This is a genomic window from Streptomyces sp. NPDC059866, from assembly GCF_042731325.1.
Classification (GTDB): Bacteria; Actinomycetota; Actinomycetes; order Streptomycetales; family Streptomycetaceae; genus Streptomyces; species Streptomyces flavusporus.
This window is the reverse complement of record NZ_JBHWJT010000015.1, coordinates 103,603-120,067: the sequence shown is the minus strand read 5'-3', so window position 1 is coordinate 120,067 and position 16,465 is coordinate 103,603. Positions and strand designations below refer to the sequence as shown.

The 16,465-nt window shown below is 69.8% G+C and carries 16 protein-coding genes and 4 tRNA genes; 7 read left to right on the top strand and 13 right to left on the bottom strand.

Going from position 1 to position 16,465, the window contains the following annotated elements; all coding sequences use genetic code 11:
* Positions 1–146: 146 nt before the first annotated feature.
* The 3 genes from nusG to ACFV7R_RS23700 all read right to left on the bottom strand — a co-directional run bounded on the left by nusG (position 147) and on the right by ACFV7R_RS23700 (position 1,502).
* Entirely contained in the window at positions 147–962 is an 816-nt protein-coding gene (nusG, locus tag ACFV7R_RS23710) for a transcription termination/antitermination protein NusG (protein ID WP_224738973.1), read from the bottom strand.
* A gap of 77 nt (positions 963–1,039) precedes the next feature.
* Positions 1,040–1,324, bottom strand: a complete 285-nt coding sequence (secE, locus tag ACFV7R_RS23705) for a preprotein translocase subunit SecE (protein ID WP_385266586.1) — start codon at positions 1,322–1,324, stop codon at positions 1,040–1,042.
* A 105-nt stretch (positions 1,325–1,429) separates the two neighbouring features.
* Positions 1,430–1,502 (bottom strand) — tRNA-Trp (locus ACFV7R_RS23700).
* A 371-nt stretch (positions 1,503–1,873) separates the two neighbouring features.
* Between ACFV7R_RS23700 and ACFV7R_RS23695 the strand changes: the two genes are divergently transcribed.
* Both ACFV7R_RS23695 and ACFV7R_RS23690 read left to right on the top strand, forming a co-directional pair.
* Complete coding sequence (locus ACFV7R_RS23695; protein ID WP_224738975.1) at positions 1,874–3,100, top strand: pyridoxal phosphate-dependent aminotransferase; 1,227 nt, start codon at positions 1,874–1,876, stop codon at positions 3,098–3,100.
* 130 nt (positions 3,101–3,230) lie between these two features.
* Positions 3,231–4,262 carry an adenosine deaminase gene (locus tag ACFV7R_RS23690; protein ID WP_385266583.1) on the top strand — a complete coding sequence of 344 codons (1,032 nt, stop codon included), beginning with the start codon at positions 3,231–3,233 and terminating at the stop codon, positions 4,260–4,262.
* A 60-nt stretch (positions 4,263–4,322) separates the two neighbouring features.
* On the opposite strand, the gene ACFV7R_RS23685 is transcribed toward ACFV7R_RS23690, so the two are convergent.
* The 6 genes from ACFV7R_RS23685 to ACFV7R_RS23660 form a co-directional block, all read right to left on the bottom strand.
* Positions 4,323–5,378: a UDP-N-acetylmuramate dehydrogenase gene (locus ACFV7R_RS23685; RefSeq protein ID WP_385266579.1), complete on the bottom strand. Its 1,056-nt coding sequence runs from the start codon at positions 5,376–5,378 to the stop codon at positions 4,323–4,325.
* A gap of 64 nt (positions 5,379–5,442) precedes the next feature.
* The gene (locus ACFV7R_RS23680; protein WP_224738978.1) at positions 5,443–5,871 is read right to left on the bottom strand and encodes a MaoC family dehydratase; all 429 of its coding nucleotides are present in this window, start codon (positions 5,869–5,871) and stop codon (positions 5,443–5,445) included.
* Positions 5,872–5,875: 4 nt separating this feature from the next.
* Positions 5,876–6,328: a MaoC family dehydratase N-terminal domain-containing protein gene (locus ACFV7R_RS23675; RefSeq protein WP_385266576.1), complete on the bottom strand. Its 453-nt coding sequence runs from the start codon at positions 6,326–6,328 to the stop codon at positions 5,876–5,878.
* A gap of 237 nt (positions 6,329–6,565) precedes the next feature.
* Positions 6,566–6,730: a 50S ribosomal protein L33 gene (gene rpmG / locus ACFV7R_RS23670; protein ID WP_003948671.1), complete on the bottom strand. Its 165-nt coding sequence runs from the start codon at positions 6,728–6,730 to the stop codon at positions 6,566–6,568.
* An 89-nt stretch (positions 6,731–6,819) separates the two neighbouring features.
* Positions 6,820–6,892, bottom strand: a tRNA-Met gene (locus tag ACFV7R_RS23665).
* Between the two features lie 46 nt (positions 6,893–6,938).
* Positions 6,939–7,011 (bottom strand) — tRNA-Thr (locus ACFV7R_RS23660).
* 284 nt (positions 7,012–7,295) lie between these two features.
* On the opposite strand from ACFV7R_RS23660, the gene ACFV7R_RS23655 reads away from it, so the two are divergent.
* Together ACFV7R_RS23655 and ACFV7R_RS23650 are read left to right on the top strand one after the other, a co-directional pair.
* Positions 7,296–8,573 carry an amidohydrolase family protein gene (locus tag ACFV7R_RS23655; RefSeq protein WP_385266573.1) on the top strand — a complete coding sequence of 426 codons (1,278 nt, stop codon included), beginning with the start codon at positions 7,296–7,298 and terminating at the stop codon, positions 8,571–8,573.
* A 202-nt stretch (positions 8,574–8,775) separates the two neighbouring features.
* Entirely contained in the window at positions 8,776–9,432 is a 657-nt protein-coding gene (locus ACFV7R_RS23650) for an SDR family oxidoreductase (protein ID WP_385266570.1), read from the top strand.
* Positions 9,433–9,527: 95 nt separating this feature from the next.
* On the opposite strand, the gene ACFV7R_RS23645 is transcribed toward ACFV7R_RS23650, so the two are convergent.
* A tRNA-Tyr gene (locus tag ACFV7R_RS23645) sits at positions 9,528–9,609 on the bottom strand.
* Positions 9,610–9,830: 221 nt separating this feature from the next.
* Between ACFV7R_RS23645 and ACFV7R_RS23640 the strand changes: the two genes are divergently transcribed.
* The 3 genes from ACFV7R_RS23640 (at position 9,831) to ACFV7R_RS23630 (ending at position 12,284) form a co-directional block, all read left to right on the top strand.
* A complete protein-coding gene (locus ACFV7R_RS23640) occupies positions 9,831–10,319 on the top strand; it encodes a YajQ family cyclic di-GMP-binding protein (RefSeq protein ID WP_129799305.1) in 489 nt (162 codons plus the stop codon).
* 153 nt (positions 10,320–10,472) lie between these two features.
* A complete protein-coding gene (locus ACFV7R_RS23635) occupies positions 10,473–11,717 on the top strand; it encodes an APC family permease (RefSeq protein WP_385266567.1) in 1,245 nt (414 codons plus the stop codon).
* Positions 11,718–11,882: 165 nt separating this feature from the next.
* Positions 11,883–12,284 carry a YccF domain-containing protein gene (locus ACFV7R_RS23630; RefSeq protein WP_385266816.1) on the top strand — a complete coding sequence of 134 codons (402 nt, stop codon included), beginning with the start codon at positions 11,883–11,885 and terminating at the stop codon, positions 12,282–12,284.
* A gap of 36 nt (positions 12,285–12,320) precedes the next feature.
* Here the strand turns inward: ACFV7R_RS23630 and htpX are convergent, their stop codons facing one another.
* The 3 genes from htpX to ACFV7R_RS23615 form a co-directional block, all read right to left on the bottom strand.
* Positions 12,321–13,184, bottom strand: a complete 864-nt coding sequence (gene htpX / locus ACFV7R_RS23625) for a zinc metalloprotease HtpX (RefSeq protein WP_385266565.1) — start codon at positions 13,182–13,184, stop codon at positions 12,321–12,323.
* Positions 13,185–13,368: 184 nt separating this feature from the next.
* Entirely contained in the window at positions 13,369–14,892 is a 1,524-nt protein-coding gene (locus tag ACFV7R_RS23620; RefSeq protein WP_385266562.1) for an NADH-quinone oxidoreductase subunit N, read from the bottom strand.
* Positions 14,889–16,463: an NADH-quinone oxidoreductase subunit M gene (locus ACFV7R_RS23615; RefSeq protein ID WP_385266559.1), complete on the bottom strand. Its 1,575-nt coding sequence runs from the start codon at positions 16,461–16,463 to the stop codon at positions 14,889–14,891. The genes ACFV7R_RS23620 and ACFV7R_RS23615 overlap by 4 nt, the downstream gene beginning before the upstream one ends.
* Positions 16,464–16,465: the final 2 nt, after the last annotated feature.

Sequence of the window (16,465 nt, the reverse complement as noted above, 5' to 3'; positions counted from 1 at the left end):
TGCACAGGATCAGAGCGCGGAAAACCGCTCCATGCCGCCAATCGCCTTCGTGCCCTGGTACCGATGGGCAAAGCCGTCGGCCCGCGTGACACGTCCCTCCGGACGCTGGCCTGCACGAGCCCGAACCGGTGCGGTCGGCACAGAGGTCAGTTCTTCTGGATCTGGTCGAAGGAGAGCTCGACCGGGGTCTCCCGGCCGAAGATCTCCACCAGGCCCTTGACCTTCTTGGAGTCGGCGTTGATCTCGTTGATCGTGGCCTGGAGCGTGGCGAACGGGCCGTCGGTGACGGTGACCGAGTCGCCAACCTCGAAGTCCAGCACCTGGACCTCGACCTTGCGCTGCGGCGCCGGCTTGCCCTCGGCCTCGGCGGCCTCGCGGGCGGCCTTCTCCTCCGCCTCCGGGGCGAGCATCTTGACGATCTCGTCCAGGGTCAGCGGGTACGGGTCGTAGGCGTTGCCGACGAAGCCGGTGACGCCCGGCGTGTTGCGGACGACGCCCCAGGACTCGTTCGTCAGGTCCATGCGCACCAGGACGTACCCGGGGAGCTTGTTCTGGCGGATGGTCTTGCGGTCGCCGTTCTTGATCTGGACGACCTCTTCCTGCGGCACCTCGGCCTGGAAGATGTAGTCCTCGACGTTCAGCGAGACGGCGCGCTGCTCCAGGTTGGTCTTCACGCGGTTCTCGTAGCCGGCGTAGGTGTGGATGACGTACCACTCACCGGGCAGGGTGCGCAGTTCCTCGCGGAGCTTCTCCACGGGGTCGAGCTCGGACTCGGGCTCCCCCTCGCCCTCCTCGGAGGGCTCCTCCTCGACGTGCACGGCGGCTTCCTCCGCGGGCTCGTCCGCGGCGGCCTCGGCAGCCTCAGCCTCATCCAGGTCCTCGTCCGCACCCTCGACGATGTCGAGCTCGTCTTCCACGGACTCGACCGGCTCGATGGCGTCGTTCACGTTCGGGTCAGACACGGTGGCTGCTTCTTCCTGGATACATAGGGGTGGAACGCGCGAAAGGGGCGCCGGTGACGGCGCCCTTCGCTCTTGGCTCAGCCGAAGACGTACTTGGCGGCGTGGTCGAGCCCATAGTCAATCACGGTCACCAGGCCGATCATGATGACGACGAAGATGATCACGACGGTCGTGTACGTCGTCAGCTGGTTGCGCGAGGGCCAGACGACCTTGCGAAGCTCCGCGACGATCTGCCGGTAGAAGAGCGCAAGGCGCTTCAGCGGGCCCTTCTTGGCGCGCTTGCCGCCCTTGCGGGTCCTCTTGGACTCCGGCGCCTCGTCCTGAGCATCAGGCGTGTCGAGGGAGCCCACGGCGTCCGTCATTCGTCCTCACCTGATCCCGGGTCGTGGCCGTGCCGCGCCCGGTCTGAGCCGCACGGCGGTGCATTGCTGTACGTACCTGCGCACACATCCTGGCGGTGTGTGTAGCAGGGCCGGAGGGACTTGAACCCCCAACCGCTGGTTTTGGAGACCAGTGCTCTACCAATTGAGCTACGACCCTTTGTCTGCCCACCAACGTACCGCATACGACCGGGTGCTCGGTGTGCACCTGGTGTGTGCGGGCTGCTGTGGGCCAACGAGGTGAGAGTGTACGTGGTCCTGAGCCGGTCGTCGAACAGAAAGTGCCCGTAGGGGGCTTGGCGGATGGAAGACGGGTGGCAGAAGGGTGGTGGACGGCCGGAAGATCTCCGGCGGGTCGGCCGGAGATCGCCGGTGGATCCTCCAAGGTCAGGCGCCCCGGGCCGGGTCGGCTCCGGAAGATCGCCCAGGCCATCCCACCTGTCCGCACTGTTGTTCAGGTGTTGACCCCCTGTCGTTCAGTCCGTGAAACCCGTGTGCCGGGCTCGTTTCCGGTCTGGAACGATGAGGTCCATGAGCGCTGCAACCCCTCCCACCGAGCGCCGGGTCTCCGCCCGCATCGGCGCGATCTCCGAGTCCGCCACCCTCGCCGTGGACGCCAAGGCCAAGGCCCTGAAGGCCGCCGGGCGTCCGGTGATCGGCTTCGGCGCCGGCGAGCCCGACTTCCCCACCCCGGACTACATCGTCGAGGCCGCGATCGAGGCCTGCAAGAACCCCAAGTACCACCGCTACACGCCGGCCGGCGGTCTGCCCGAGCTGAAGGCCGCGATCGCCGTGAAGACGCTGCGTGACTCGGGCTACGAGGTCGACGCCTCGCAGATCCTCGTCACCAACGGCGGCAAGCAGGCCATCTACGAGGCGTTCGCCGCGATCCTCGACCCGGGTGACGAGGTCATCGTCCCGGCGCCGTACTGGACGACGTACCCGGAGTCGATCCGGCTGGCCGGCGGTGTCCCGGTCGAGGTCGTCGCCGACGAGACGACCGGCTACCGCGTCAGCGTGGAGCAGCTGGAGGCGGCCCGCACCGAGAAGACCAAGGTCGTGCTGTTCGTCTCCCCGTCGAACCCGACGGGCGCCGTGTACAGCGAGGCCGAGACCGAGGCGATCGGCCGCTGGGCCGTCGAGCACGGGCTGTGGGTGCTGACCGACGAGATCTACGAGCACCTGGTCTACGGCGACGCGGCCTCCGCGTCGCTGCCGGCGGTCCTGCCGGAGCTGCGCGACAAGTGCATCGTGGTCAACGGCGTCGCGAAGACGTACGCGATGACGGGCTGGCGCGTGGGCTGGATCATCGGCCCGAAGGACGTGGTCAAGGCCGCGACGAACCTCCAGTCGCACGCCACGTCGAACGTCTCGAACGTGGCGCAGGTGGCCGCGCTGGCCGCCGTCTCCGGCGATCTGGACGCCGTGGCGAAGATGCGCGAGGCCTTCGACCGGCGCCGCAGGACCATCGTGCGGATGCTGAACGAGATCGACGGCGTGGTGTGCCCGGAGCCCGAGGGCGCCTTCTACGTCTACCCGTCGGTGAAGGCGCTGCTCGGCAAGGAGATCCGCGGCAAGCGTCCGCAGGACACGGTCGAGCTGGCCGCGCTGATCCTGGAGGAGGCCGAGGTCGCGGTGGTGCCGGGCGAGGCCTTCGGCACGCCGGGCTATCTGCGACTGTCGTACGCCCTGGGTGACGAGGACCTCGTCGAGGGCGTGAGCCGGATCCAGAAGCTGCTGGCAGAGGCGCGCGACTGACGTTTCCGGGCTTCACGCGCGCGTGGCGGGCCGTTTCCCTGTGGGGAGGCGGCCCGTTTCTTCGTGCGAGCAAGACCACTCGAGGGGAAAGCGCTACCGGGACGGCAGGGCCGTACGGCAGGATCCTGGGATGGAACGTGTACGTGATGTCTCCGCCCTCCCGAAGGCCCATCTGCACCTGCACTTCACCGGGTCGATGCGATCCGCCACTCTGCTGGAACTCGCCGACAAGCACGGGGTGCGACTGCCCGACGTGCTGACCGAGGCCTTGGTCAGCGGGGAGCCGCCGAAGCTGCGGGCAACGGACGAGCGGGGCTGGTTCCGCTTCCAGCGGTTGTACGACGCGGCCCGCTCGTGCCTCAGGGAGCCGGAGGACATCCAGCGGCTGGTGCGGGAGGCGGCTCAGGAGGACCTGAAGGACGGCTCGGGCTGGCTGGAGATCCAGGTGGATCCGACGTCGTACGCCCCCCGTCTGGGTGGTCTTATCCCCGCGCTGGAGATCATCCTGGACGCGGTGGACACGGCGGTGCGGGAGACCGGGCTCGGTATGCGGGTCCTGGTGGCTGCGAACCGTATGAAGCACCCGCTGGACGCCCGCACGCTGGCCCGGCTGGCGGTCCGCTATGCCGACCGGGGCGTGGTCGGCTTCGGCCTCTCGAACGACGAACGGCGGGGCATGGCACGGGACTTCGACCGGGCCTTCGCCATCGCCCGGGACGGCGGTCTGCTCTCGGCTCCGCACGGTGGCGAACTGACGGGCCCGGCCTCGGTTCGCGACTGCCTGGACGACCTGCACGCCAACCGGGTGGGTCACGGCGTGCGGGCGGCCGAGGATCCACGGCTCCTGAAGCGCCTGGCCGACCGGGGCGTCACCTGTGAGGTGTGTCCGGCGTCGAACGTGGCGCTCGGCGTGTACGACAAGCCGGAGGACGTCCCGCTGCGCACCCTTTTCGAGGCGGGCGTGCCCATGGCGCTGGGCGCCGACGACCCCCTGCTCTTCGGCTCCCGTCTGGCGGCGCAGTACGAGCTCGCCCGGGAGCATCACGGCTTCACCGACGCGGAGCTGGCGGAACTGGCACGCCAGTCGGTACGGGCTTCGGCGGCACCGGAGGACGTGCGGGCGAAGCTGCTGGCGGGCGTGGACGACTGGCTGACCGCCTGAGCGTTCCGCGGGCGACGGGGGACGAAACCGGGCCACCCGGGCTCCGGAGCCGCCCGGCCTCTAGAGGCTGACGCCGACCGTCACCGGTTCGTTGACCAGCGTGATTCCGAACGCCTCATGGACTCCGGCGACGACCTCGCGGGCCAGCGCCAGCAGATCCTCCGTGGTCGCCTCCCCGCGGTTGGTGAGGGCGAGGGTGTGCTTGGTGGAGATACGGGCCGGGCCCGTGCCGTAGCCCTTGGTGAAGCCCGCCTTGTCGATCAGCCAGGCCGCGGAGGTCTTGGTGTGCCCCTCCCCCGCCGGGTAGGCGGGCGGCTCGACGCCGTCGCCGAGCCGCTCCCGGACGCGCGCGTGGAACGCGGCGAACCCCGCGTCGGTCAGGATCGGGTTGGTGAAGAAGGAGCCGGCCGACCAGGTGTCGTGGTCCTCGGGGTCCAGGACCATGCCCTTTCCGGCGCGCAGCTTCAGCACGGCCTCGCGGGCGTCGCCGAGCGGGACGCGGTCGCCGGGCTCGACGCCCAGGGCGCGTGCGGTCTCGGCGTACTTCAGCGGTGCCGACAGCCCGCCCGCGTCCTCCAGCTCGAAGCGGACGCGCAGGACGACGTACCGCTCGGGGTCGGCCTTGAAGCGGCTGTGCCGGTAGGAGAAGGCGCACTCGGCGTTGGCCAGGGTGACCGTCTCGCCCGCCCGGCGGTCGTAGGCGATGACCTCGGTGATCGTCGAGGAGACCTCCTGGCCGTACGCCCCGACGTTCTGGATCGGCGTCGCGCCCGCCGAGCCGGGGATGCCGGCCAGGCACTCGATGCCCGCGAGTCCGGCCTCGACCGTGCGGGTGACGGCGTCGGTCCACACCTCGCCGGCGGCGAGCTCCAGCCGTGTGCCGGTGAGTTCGAAGCCGCGCGTGGCGATGCGCAGGGCGGTGCCGTCGAACCCCTTGTCCGAGATGACCAGGTTCGAACCGCCGCCGATGAGCAGCAACGGCGTACCGGTGGAGTCGGCCTCGCGGACGGCGTCGATCACTTCGGCGTCCGTCGTCGCGGTGACCAGCCGGGTCGCGGGGCCGCCCAGCCGGAGGGTGGTCAGCGGGGCGAGAGGGGCGTCGTGGAGTTCCTGCACGCGCTCAAGACTACGAGACGGCACTGACAGCCCGGCGCCCCTGTCTCTCGCCTCGCCGCCCCGCTCAGGCCAGCCGTACGACCGCCCGCGACATCCCGAGCACCTTCTGCCCGTCACTGGTGGCCGTCAGGTCCACCCGTACGGTGCTGTCGTCGAGCTTGGCCGCGACCTTGCCGGAGACCTCGATCACGGCCCCCTTGTCGTCGTTCGGGACGACGACGGGCTTGGTGAAGCGGACGCCGTACTCGACGACCGCTCCCGGATCACCGGTCCAGTCGGTGACCACGCGGATCGCCTCGGCCATGGTGAACATGCCGTGCGCGATGACGTCCGGCAGTCCGACCTCCTTGGCGAACTTCTCGTTCCAGTGGATCGGGTTGAAGTCCCCGGAGGCCCCCGCGTACTGGACGAGGGTGGCGCGCGTCACGGGGAAGCTCTGCGCGGGCAGTTCGGTGCCGACCTCGACGTCGGCGTACGCGATCTTGGCGGTCATCTGCTCACGCCTCCTCGGCCGCGCGGGCCACCAGCTTGGTCCAGGCGGTGACGACGTGCTCGCCGGCCTCGTCGTGCACCTCGCCGCGGATCTCCAGGACGTCGTTGCCCGCGAGGGACTTGATCGACTCGATGGTCGAGGTGACCGTCAGCCGGTCACCGGCCTGCACCGGACGGCTGTAGGCGAACTTCTGATCGCCGTGCACGACCCGGCTGTAGTCCAGGCCGAGCTGCGGGTCGGCGACGACCTGGCCCGCGGCCTTGAAGCTGATCGCGAACACAAAGGTCGGCGGGGCGATCACATCGGAGTGACCGAGGGCCTTGGCGGCCTCCGGGTCCGTGTAGGCCGGGTTGGCGTCACCCACCGCCTCCGCGAACTCACGGATCTTCTCCCGGCCCACCTCATAGGGGTCGGTGGGCGGGTAGGTCCGCCCCACGAAGGACTGGTCGAGCGCCATGGCTCGGCACCTCCTGGTGTCTGCTGTGGTTGACCGGTGGACGACGGCCTTCTTACGGCGTCCGCTTGCGGGCACCGTGCCCGGTCAACCGTATAAAAGGGGACTGTGCCCGATTGCGCTCGACGCCACGCCGACCGAAAGGGTGACCGAAAAGCCGCGAGGCCACCCCCTCGAACTGCGGGGTGGCCTCGTGGCAGAGATCTGAAAGATCTGAATCTTCGAGATGTACGAGCCTGGTCAGCGCGTCTCGCGGTGCGCCGTGTGCGCGTTGCAGCGCGGGCAGTGCTTCTTCATCTCGAGACGGTCCGGGTTGTTACGCCGGTTCTTCTTGGTGATGTAGTTCCGCTCCTTGCACTCCACGCAGGCCAGCGTGATCTTCGGGCGGACGTCGGTGGCAGCCACGTGAGTGCTCCTTGACGAACGGGTAGGTTAGTTCAACGCAAGAAAGAGTAGCCGATCGAAGGACCGACCCCGCAATCGGCTACTGTCAGTAGCGGTGACCGGACTTGAACCGGTGACACAGCGATTATGAGCCGCTTGCTCTACCGACTGAGCTACACCGCTGTGATGTGATCAGGCCCCGTCTTGCGACGGGAACCTCCCACACCAGAGCCCCAAAACGGAATCGAACCGTTGACCTTCTCCTTACCATGGAGACGCTCTGCCGACTGAGCTATTGGGGCGAGCGATGAAGACATTACACGCTCGGCCGCCGTTCACCCAAATCCGTTTCCCGGCCCCAGCCCCGCCGCGAAAACGGATCTCTCAGCAGCCCCGCGAGCCCTCTCCCGCACTGCTCAGGTTCGGCGGGCCACACCGGTACGACTTTTACGCTCCTCCCCGCCGGGGACCGGCCGCCGTCCTAGGCTCGACTCACTCTGCGTGATCTTGGCCGCATACGCACCCCGTGCCGCACATCACGACCCCCGAGCCCCCGAGCCCCGAGCCCCCGAGCCCCTGGAACGCGATGCCCGACAGCCAACCGCAGCCGCCCGACCCCTCGTCGTCCCCGTCGGACTCCCCGGGGCAGCACGCCGCGGCCTCCCTGCTGCTGTGCGGGGCGCGGCTCACCGACGGCCGGACCGTGGACGTCCGGGTGGGCGGCGGGCGGATCGAGGCGGTCGGTACGGCTGGCAGCCTGGGCAGTACCCGCGGCCGCTGTACGCGCGTGGACCTCGGCGGGTATCTCCTTCTGCCGGCCCCGGCCGAACCCCACGCTCACCCGGACACCGCGCTGTCCGCCGACGGCAGTCCGCTCTCGTACGAACCCGAGGACATCCAGCGCCGGGCCACGGAGGCCGCCCTGCTGCAACTCGGGCACGGGGCGACCGCGCTGCGGGCCCATGTGCGCGTGGGCGACGTTCAGGGGCTCGGCGCGCTGACCGCCGTCCTTCAGGCCCGTCGCTCACTGCGCGGGCTCGCCGCGCTGGCGGCGGTCGCGGTGCCGCGGGTGCTGACCGGGGTGGCCGGGGCCGACGGGCTCGCCATGATGCAGGACGCGATGAAGATGGGGGCCTCTGTGGTGGGGGGTTGTCCTGATCTCGATCCCGATCCGACGGGCTACGTCGAGACGGTCCTGGAGCTCGCCTCCGAACACGGCTGCCCTGTCGACCTGCACACCGACGCCACCGACCCGGCGCGCCTCGCCCGCCTCGCCGCGATGGCCGGCGGGCTGCGCCCGGGCGTGACGATCGGCCCGTGCGGCGGCCTCGGCCGACTGTCCGCCGACGTGGCCGCGCGCACCGCCGACCAGTTGGCGGCGGCCGGAGTGACCGTCGTGTGCCTGCCACAGGGCGGCTGCGGCGGCGTCGACCGACGCGACACGGCGCCCGTACGACTGCTGCGCGCCGCCGGCGTTCGGGTCGCCGCCGGCAGCGGCGCCCTGCGGGACGTGTCCAACCCGGTGGGTCGAGGCGACCCACTGGAGGCCGCCTACCTGCTGGCCTCCCGTTACGGGCTGCGCCCCGAGGACGCCTACGACGCGGTGAGCGCCTCGGCCCGAGCCGTCCTGGGCCTGCCCGAGGTGCGCGTGGAGGCGGGCTTCCCGGCCGAACTGCTGGCGGTGCGAGGGGATCAGCTCGCGGGTGCGCTGTCGCTGGCGTACAGCCGGATCGTGGTGCACCGGGGGCGCGTGGTGGCGCGGACGAGCTCCGTACGGGAGTACTGCAACTGGGAGGCCACGGAGGCCGGGGCGGCTGCGGCGGAGCTGGGGTTGCCTCGGCAGGGGCGGAAGGAGTTGTCGTGAGGGGGTGAGGGGGCAGGACGAGGTGTGAGCGGGGGCGGGCGCGGGGCGCGTCGGTGGTGCAGGAGCGCGTTCGGGGGCGCATATACATGGGGGCGTATGCGCCCCGGCGCATACGCCCGCGCATGCGCTTCCGGAGGACGCGCCGTGGGGTGGGGCTCGGGTCGTGGGGCGCATACGGCCGTCCGGGCGTACGGTCGGAAACATGCGCATTGTCATCGCTGGCGGTCATGGTCAGATCGCGTTGCGGCTGGAGCGGCTGCTCACCGCGCGCGGTTACGAGGTGGCGGGCATCATCCGCCGCTCGGAACAGGGCGACGATCTGCGGGAGGCGGGTGCCGAACCCGTCCTGCTGGACCTGGAGTCGGCCACGGTCGAGGAGGTCGCGGCGCACCTTCAGGGCGCGGACGCAGCCGTGTTCGCGGCCGGTGCCGGCCCGGGGAGCGGGGCGGCACGCAAGGACACCGTGGACAAGGGTGCGGCGATCCTGTTCGCGGACGCCGCGGTCCGGGCGGGCGTACGGCGCTTCCTGGTCGTGTCGTCCATGGGCGCGGACGCGAAGCACGAGGGCAACGAGGTCTTCGACGTCTACCTGCGCGCCAAGGGCAAGGCGGACAAGTACATCCGCGGTCTGGACGCCCTGGACTCGACGATCCTGCGCCCCGGTTCGCTCACGGACGACCCCGGCACCGGCCTCGTACGCCTGGAGGCGCACACGGGCCGCGGTGCGGTCCCACGCGACGACGTGGCCGCGGTACTGGCCGAACTGCTGGAGACCCCGGCGACGGCCGGCCTGACCCTGGAGCTGGTCAGCGGGTCCGCTCCGGTGTCGGTGTCGGTGAAGTCGGTGGCCGGCAACTGAGAATCCGGAGCAGGAGACGAACCGGGACCCTGCCGCAACGAGAAAACCCCCTCCGCACCGCGTTTCCGCAGGTGGGGAGAGGGTCTTCCTCAGTGTGGCGGCGCCAGGATTCGAACCTGGGAAGGCTGAGCCGGCAGATTTACAGTCTGCTCCCTTTGGCCGCTCGGGCACACCGCCGGGTTTGCCGCCATTCGAACCCGCTTTCGGCGGAGCTCGCTGGCAACGACGTAAACAATACCCGATAGGCAGGGGTGCTTCGCACCCGACTATTCGGCGCTCGCGGGACGAGGGGTGGCTAGGCTTGTCCGGATGCGGCCCGGGGCCGAGCCGGGCTCGGCTGTCGCCCTGCGTATGCCGCCCCGCACCAATACGCACCCGGATACAAGGAGCCACAGCACATGGCCGACTCCAGTTTCGACATCGTCTCGAAGGTCGAGCGGCAGGAGGTCGACAACGCCCTCAACCAGGCCGCCAAGGAGATCTCGCAGCGCTACGACTTCAAGGGCGTGGGTGCCTCGATCTCGTGGTCCGGCGACAAGATCCTGATGGAGGCGAACTCCGAGGACCGCGTGAAGGCCGTCCTCGACGTCTTCCAGTCCAAGCTGATCAAGCGCGGCATCTCGCTTAAGGCTCTGGACGCGGGCGAGCCCCAGCTCTCCGGCAAGGAGTACAAGATCTTCGCGTCGATCCAGGAGGGCATCTCCCAGGAGAACGCGAAGAAGGTGGCGAAGATCATCCGCGACGAGGGCCCCAAGGGCGTCAAGGCCCAGGTACAGGGTGAAGAGCTGCGGGTCAGCTCCAAGAGCCGGGACGACCTGCAGGCTGTGATCGCCCTTCTGAAGGGACAGGACTTCGACTTCGCGTTGCAGTTCGTGAACTACCGCTAGCCGGTCGCCGTCCGGCCTCGCGGCGCCGTACGTGCAGGGGTGGGCATCCGATGCCCACCCCTGCGCGCTGCGCGCACGCGTGTTCCTGATCTGTTGTCGGCCAGGACGGGCTGTGTGCACGGGGCGGTTGCACTGGTCAGTAGGGTGCGGCACATGACACAGCCAGGTTCGGAACTACGGCGCACCCTCGGCGTGGGCGACGCCGTGATCATCGGCTTGGGCTCCATGGTCGGGGCCGGGATCTTCGCTGCTCTGGGACCCGCGGCCGAAGCGGCCGGCTCCGGACTGCTGGTCGGGCTCGCCGTCGCCGCGGTGGTCGCGTACTGCAACGCCATGTCGTCCGCGCGGCTGGCGGCTCGGTACCCGGCCTCGGGTGGAACGTATGTGTACGGTCGCGAGCGGCTCGGGGAGTTCTGGGGGTATCTCGCGGGCTGGTCGTTCGTGGTCGGGAAGACGGCGTCCTGCGCGGCCATGGCGCTCACTGTGGGCACGTACGTCTGGCCGGAGCAGGCGCACGCGGTGGCGGTCGCGGCCGTGGTCGCGCTGACCGCGGTGAACTACGGCGGTGTTCAGAAGTCGGCCTGGCTGACGCGGTCGATCGTGGCCGTGGTCCTGGCTGTCCTCGCTTTCGTGGTGGTGGTGTGTCTGGGCTCCGAGGCGTCGGACGCGGGACGCCTCGACATCGGCGCCTCGGGTGGCGCGGGGGGCGTGCTGCAGGCGGCTGGTCTGCTCTTCTTCGCGTTCGCCGGGTACGCGCGTATCGCGACCCTCGGTGAAGAGATACGGGATCCCGTGCGCACGATTCCCCGCGCGATTCCGCTGGCCCTCGGTATCGCGCTGGCGGTCTACACCTGCGTGGCGGTGGCCGTTCTTTCCGTGCTCGGGTCGGAGGGTCTGGGGCAGGCGGGCGCGCCGCTGGCCGACGCGGTGCGGTCAGCCGGCGTGCCGGGGTTGGTGCCTGTGGTGCGGGTGGGTGCCGCGGTGGCCGCGCTGGGCTCGCTGCTCGCCCTGATCCTCGGCGTCTCCCGGACCACGCTGGCCATGGCGAGGGACCGGCATCTGCCGGGCGCGCTGTCCGCCGTGCATCCGCGTTTCCAGGTGCCGCACCGGGCGGAGTTGGCCGTGGGCGTGGTGGTTGCCGCCCTGGCCGCCACGGTGGATGTGCGGGGCGCCATCGGTTTCTCCTCCTTCGGTGTGCTGGCCTACTACGCGGTGGCCAATGCCTCGGCCTGGACGCTCGACACGGCTCCCGCGAGGCGCGTGGTGCCTGTGGTGGGGTTGCTCGGCTGTGTCGTGCTGGCGTTCTCACTGCCGGGGACCTCGGTGGTGGCCGGCGCGGGTGTGCTGGCGGTGGGGGTGGTCGCGTATGGCATACGGCGCAGGACGGCTGCGCGGTAGGGGCGCCTCGGCGTCGGATCGCCCTCCCCGTCAGGACGAACTGCGAGATCGTCCCGAAACGTTCCCGATCGCGCTACAAGGATGCTGCGGCCCTGCCTGAACGGCGTGACCGGCTGATACTTGTCTCGGCAGGCAGTTCCGGCAGCGACCTGGAAGGTGCCGATCATGAAGTTGTTCAACCTGCTGTTGAACATCCTGTGGCTGATCTTCTGCGGGATCTGGATGGCGATCGGCTATACCGTCGCCGCCCTGGTGTGCTTCATCCTGATCGTCACCATCCCGTTCGGCATTGCGTCACTGCGTATCGCGGGCTTCGTGCTGTGGCCGTTCGGCAGGACGACCGTGGAGCGGCGGGACGCGGGGGCGCCGTCGTTCGTCGGGAACGTGATCTGGGTGATCTTTGCGGGCTGGTGGCTGGCCCTGGGGCACCTGATCACCAGCATCCCGCTGTTCCTGTCGATCATCGGGATCCCGTTCGGGTGGGCCAATCTGAAGCTGATCCCGGTCTCGCTCATGCCGTTGGGTCGTGAGATCGTTCCGACGGACCAGCAGTTCGGCGGTCGCTGACCTCCGCCGGTCAGCCCATGACGGTCGGGGCCGTCCTCACGGGCGGCGGCCTGCCATCTGCTCGAGCCGGGCGATGCGCTCCGCCATGGGCGGGTGTGTGGAGAACATCCTGGACAGTCCCTGGCCCGGACGGAACGGGTTCGCGATCATCATGTGGCTCGCGGTCTCGATCCGGGGCTCGGGAGGCAGCGGAAGCTGCTTGGTGCCGGCCTCGAGCTTGCGCAGGGCACTGGCCAGGGCGAGCGGGTCGCCGGTCAGCTGGGCGCCGGACGCGTCGGCCTCGTACTCCCGGGAGCGGCTGATGGCCATCTGGATCACGCCGGCCGCGAGGGGACCCAGGATCATGATCAGCAGCATGCCGAAGAGGCCGGGGCCGTCGTCGTCGTCGGAGCGGCCGATCGGGATCAGCCAGGCGAAGTTGACCAGGAACATGATCACGGAGGCGAGGGCTCCGGCGACGGACGAGATGAGGATGTCGCGGTTGTAGACATGGCTCAGCTCGTGACCGATGACACCGCGCAGTTCACGCTCGTCCAGGATGCGCAGGATGCCTTCGGTGCAGCACACGGCGGCGTTGCGCGGGTTGCGGCCGGTCGCGAAGGCGTTCGGCGCCTCCGTCGGGGAGATGTACAGGCGGGGCATCGGCTGGCGGGCCTGCGTGGAGAGGTCGCGGACCATGCGGTACAGGGCGGGTGCCTCGAACTCGCTCACCGGGCGGGCACGCATCGCGCGTAGCGCGAGCTTGTCGCTGTTCCAGTACGCGTACGCGTTCGTGCCCAGCGCGACCAGGACGGCGACGACGAGCCCGACACGCCCGAAGAAGCTGCCGATGACGATGATGAGTGCGGACAGTCCCCCGAGGAGTACTGCGGTCCTGAGCCCGTTGTGCCGGCGGTGCACGGTACGCCCTCCAAGTGGTGCAGCAGGGGAACCCTTTGCTTGCTGATCTCTGATCCCGCTGGTCCGTGGTGACACGACCAGTGGAACCTCCCGGTTTGGACAACGCCAGGCGGGAGCCACGAGTTCCCTTGCGCGGTCGGCGGCGCGCTTGGGCCGTGCGGGTGACGGTGGCCTGTTCGGCGTACTAGAAGAGCCCGGTGTCCGTGAAGCGCAGCACCAGCTGGGGTGCGCCGGACAGGCCGATGCCCAGGGCGGCGGTCAGGGCGATCGCGGCCGTGAGGGGGGCCGGGACGAGGTGCTTGGCGGGCTCGCCCTCAGGAGCGCGGAACAGCAGGGCCGTCCACTGGAGGTAGTAGAACAGCGCGATCACCACGTTGGCGGCCATGACCACGGCCAGCCAGCCCAGGCCCGCGTCGACGGCGGCGGAGAAGACGGTGACCTTCGCGAAGAGGCCGATGATGCCCGGCGGCAGTCCCGCCAGGCACAGCAGGAAGAAGGCCAGGAGCAGCGCGGTCACGGGGTTCGAGGCGTACAGGCCCCGGTAGTCGGTGATGCGGTTGAGGGTCTTCGTACGGCCCACCAGTGCGGCCACCGCGAAGGCGCCGAGGTTCACGGCGGCGTACATGAGCGCGTAGGCGACCGTGGAGCCGATCGACTGCTCGGCGTCGTCGGAGTACGCGGCGGCGGCGATCGGCACCAGGAGGTAGCCGGCCTGGCCGACGGACGACCAGGCGAGCAGGCGAACCGCGCTGTACGCGCGCGTGCCCTGCTGACGGAGGGCGCCGACATTGCCGACGGTCATGGTGAGGGCGGCCAGCGCGGCGAGTGCCGGGCCCCAGGCGTCGGCGTACGACGGGAAGGCGATCACCGTGACCAGGATCAGGCCGGTGAAGCCGACCGCCTTGCCGACGACCGACAGATACGCCGCAACGGGGAGCGGCGCACCCACATACGTGTCGGGCACCCAGAAGTGGAAGGGCACGGCGGCCGTCTTGAACGCGAAGCCGATGAGGGTGAGGACGACTCCGGTCTGCGCGAGGGTGTCGAGCTGTCCGTCGACGTCCTGGATGCGGTCGGCGATCTGGGTGAGGTAGAGGGTGCCGGTGGAGGCGTAGACGAAGCTGATGCCCATGAGGCTGACCGCGGTCGCGGTGACCGAGGACAGGAAGAATTTCAGGGCGGCTTCGGAGGACCTCTTGTCGCCGTGGCGGATGCCGACCAGGGCGAAGGCGGGCAGGGAGGCGACCTCCAGGGCGACGATCAGGGTCGCGAGATCGCGGGAGGCGGGCAGGAGGGCGGCGCCGGCCGCCGAGGAGAGCAGCAGGAACCAGAACTCCCCTTCGGGGAGTCCTCTGCGCGCGTCCTTCAGGGCGGTGACGGACAGGAGGGCCGCCAGGAGGGCGCCGCCGAGGACCAGGAACTGGATGACGAGCGTGAAGCGGTCCGCCGTGTAGCTGCAGACGTCGGCGTCGCCGGTGAGGCAGAAGGTGGAGCGGTCGCCGTCCAGGAGCGGCAGCAGCATCAGTGCCGACACGGCGAGCCCGGCGACGGAGACCCGGCCGAGGAGGGCCTTTCTGGCGTCGTCGACGAACAGGTCGGCGACAAGCACACCGAGTCCGACCACGGCCGCGATGGTGGGCGGCGCGATGGCGAGCCAGTCGACGGACTGGACCATGGACTGGGCCATCGGCTGTGCCAGGGAGCTCATCGGGTGCCTCCTGCAAGGAGCTGCTGCACGGCCGGGTCGGTCAGGCCGAGGAGGGCCTTCGGCCAGAGTCCGGCGACGACGGTGAGGGCGACGAGCGGGGTCCAGGCCGCGAACTCGTAGGTCTGCACATCGGCGAGTTCGGGCGCGTCCTGCGGTACGGCGCCCATGCAGACCCGGCGGACCACGACGAGCAGGTACGCGGCCGTCAGCAGCGTGCCGAACGCGGCGATCGCCATGAAGGTCAGGAAGGCGGGGCGGCTGAGGTCGGCGGCGGGCCGGAACGCGCCGAACAGCGCCAGCATCTCGCCCCAGAATCCGGCGAGGCCCGGCAGGCCGAGTGAGGCGACCGCGCCGAAGGCGAGCAGACCGCCGAAGCGCGGGGCCTTGCCGTACAGCGCGGCGCCGGTCTGTTCGGCCAGGGCGTCGAGGTCGGTGGTGCCGGTGCGGTCCTTCAGCGCGCCGACCAGGAAGAAGAGCAGGCCGGTGATGAGGCCGTGGGCGATGTTGGCGAACAGCGCGCCGTTCACGCCGGTCGGCGTCATGGTCGCGATGCCGAGCAGGACGAAGCCCATGTGGCCGACGGAGGAGTAGGCGATGAGGCGCTTCAGATCGCCCTTCGCGCCCTGTTTGGCGAGGGCCAGGCAGGCCAGGGACCCGTAGATGATGCCGACGACGGCGAAGGCGGCGAGGTAGGGCGCGAACGTGCGGAAGCCGTCCGGCGCAACCGGCAGCAGGATTCGGACGAACCCGTACGTGCCCATCTTCAGCAGGACGCCGGCCAGCAGGACCGAGCCGACGGTCGGCGCGGCGGTGTGAGCGTCGGGCAGCCAGCTGTGCAACGGCCACATCGGCGTCTTGACCGCGAGCCCGATCCCGATCGCCAATACGGCGACGACCTGCACGGATGTGGTCAGCGACCGGCCGTTGTCAGTGGCGAGTGCCACCATGTCGAATGTGCCCGCCGTGATTCCGATCAGGAGCAGGCCGAGCAGCATGACCACGGAACCGAGCAGTGTGAAGAGGATGAACTTCCAGGCGGCCTGCGTCCGCCCCTCACCGCCCCAGCGGGCGATGAGGAAGTACATCGGGATCAGGACCATCTCGAAGGCGAGGAAGAACAGCAGCAGGTCGAGCACGGCGAAGGTGGCGAGGGTGCCGGACTCGAGGAGAAGCAGCAGAGCGACGAACGCCTTCGGGGTCGGGCCCGCGGGCATCCTGAAGTACGAGTAGAGCGCGCAGAGGAAGGTCAGCAGCGCGGTCAGCACCAGAAGGGGGAGGGAAATGCCGTCGACGCCGAGGTGGATGCGCACGTCGAGTGCGGGGATCCAGCTGATGTCCGTGCCGGCCTGCATCTTCGACGGCTGGTCGTGGTCGAAGCCGAGCGCGAGGACGATCGCGGCGATGAGGACCGCGCCGGTCACGGTGACGCCATGCCGCAGCACGGCCTGCTCGGGAGACTTCCCCTTCAGCCCGGGCGGGGCGGGCAGGAGAGCGGCGGCGGCACCGAGGAGCGGGCCGACGACGATGAACGCCAGAAGGAACTGCATCACGGACTCGCTGATATCGATCACGC

Bases quoted from the DNA above. Each gene is read 5' to 3' on its own strand.
- ACFV7R_RS23680 (WP_224738978.1), bottom strand. From the start codon at position 5,871: ATGACCGCCAAGATCGCGTACGCCGACGTCGAGGTCGGCACCGAACTG.
- ACFV7R_RS23675 (WP_385266576.1), bottom strand. From the start codon at position 6,328: ATGGCGCTCGACCAGTCCTTCGTGGGGCGGACCTACCCGCCCACCGAC.
- ACFV7R_RS23630 (WP_385266816.1), top strand. From the start codon at position 11,883: ATGAAGTTGTTCAACCTGCTGTTGAACATCCTGTGGCTGATCTTCTGC.
- ACFV7R_RS23695 (WP_224738975.1), top strand. From the start codon at position 1,874: ATGAGCGCTGCAACCCCTCCCACCGAGCGCCGGGTCTCCGCCCGCATC.
- ACFV7R_RS23690 (WP_385266583.1), top strand. From the start codon at position 3,231: ATGGAACGTGTACGTGATGTCTCCGCCCTCCCGAAGGCCCATCTGCAC.
- secE (WP_385266586.1), bottom strand. From the start codon at position 1,324: ATGACGGACGCCGTGGGCTCCCTCGACACGCCTGATGCTCAGGACGAG.
- ACFV7R_RS23635 (WP_385266567.1), top strand. From the start codon at position 10,473: ATGACACAGCCAGGTTCGGAACTACGGCGCACCCTCGGCGTGGGCGAC.
- ACFV7R_RS23620 (WP_385266562.1), bottom strand. From the start codon at position 14,892: ATGAGCTCCCTGGCACAGCCGATGGCCCAGTCCATGGTCCAGTCCGTC.
- ACFV7R_RS23650 (WP_385266570.1), top strand. From the start codon at position 8,776: ATGCGCATTGTCATCGCTGGCGGTCATGGTCAGATCGCGTTGCGGCTG.
- ACFV7R_RS23655 (WP_385266573.1), top strand. From the start codon at position 7,296: ATGCCCGACAGCCAACCGCAGCCGCCCGACCCCTCGTCGTCCCCGTCG.
- ACFV7R_RS23640 (WP_129799305.1), top strand. From the start codon at position 9,831: ATGGCCGACTCCAGTTTCGACATCGTCTCGAAGGTCGAGCGGCAGGAG.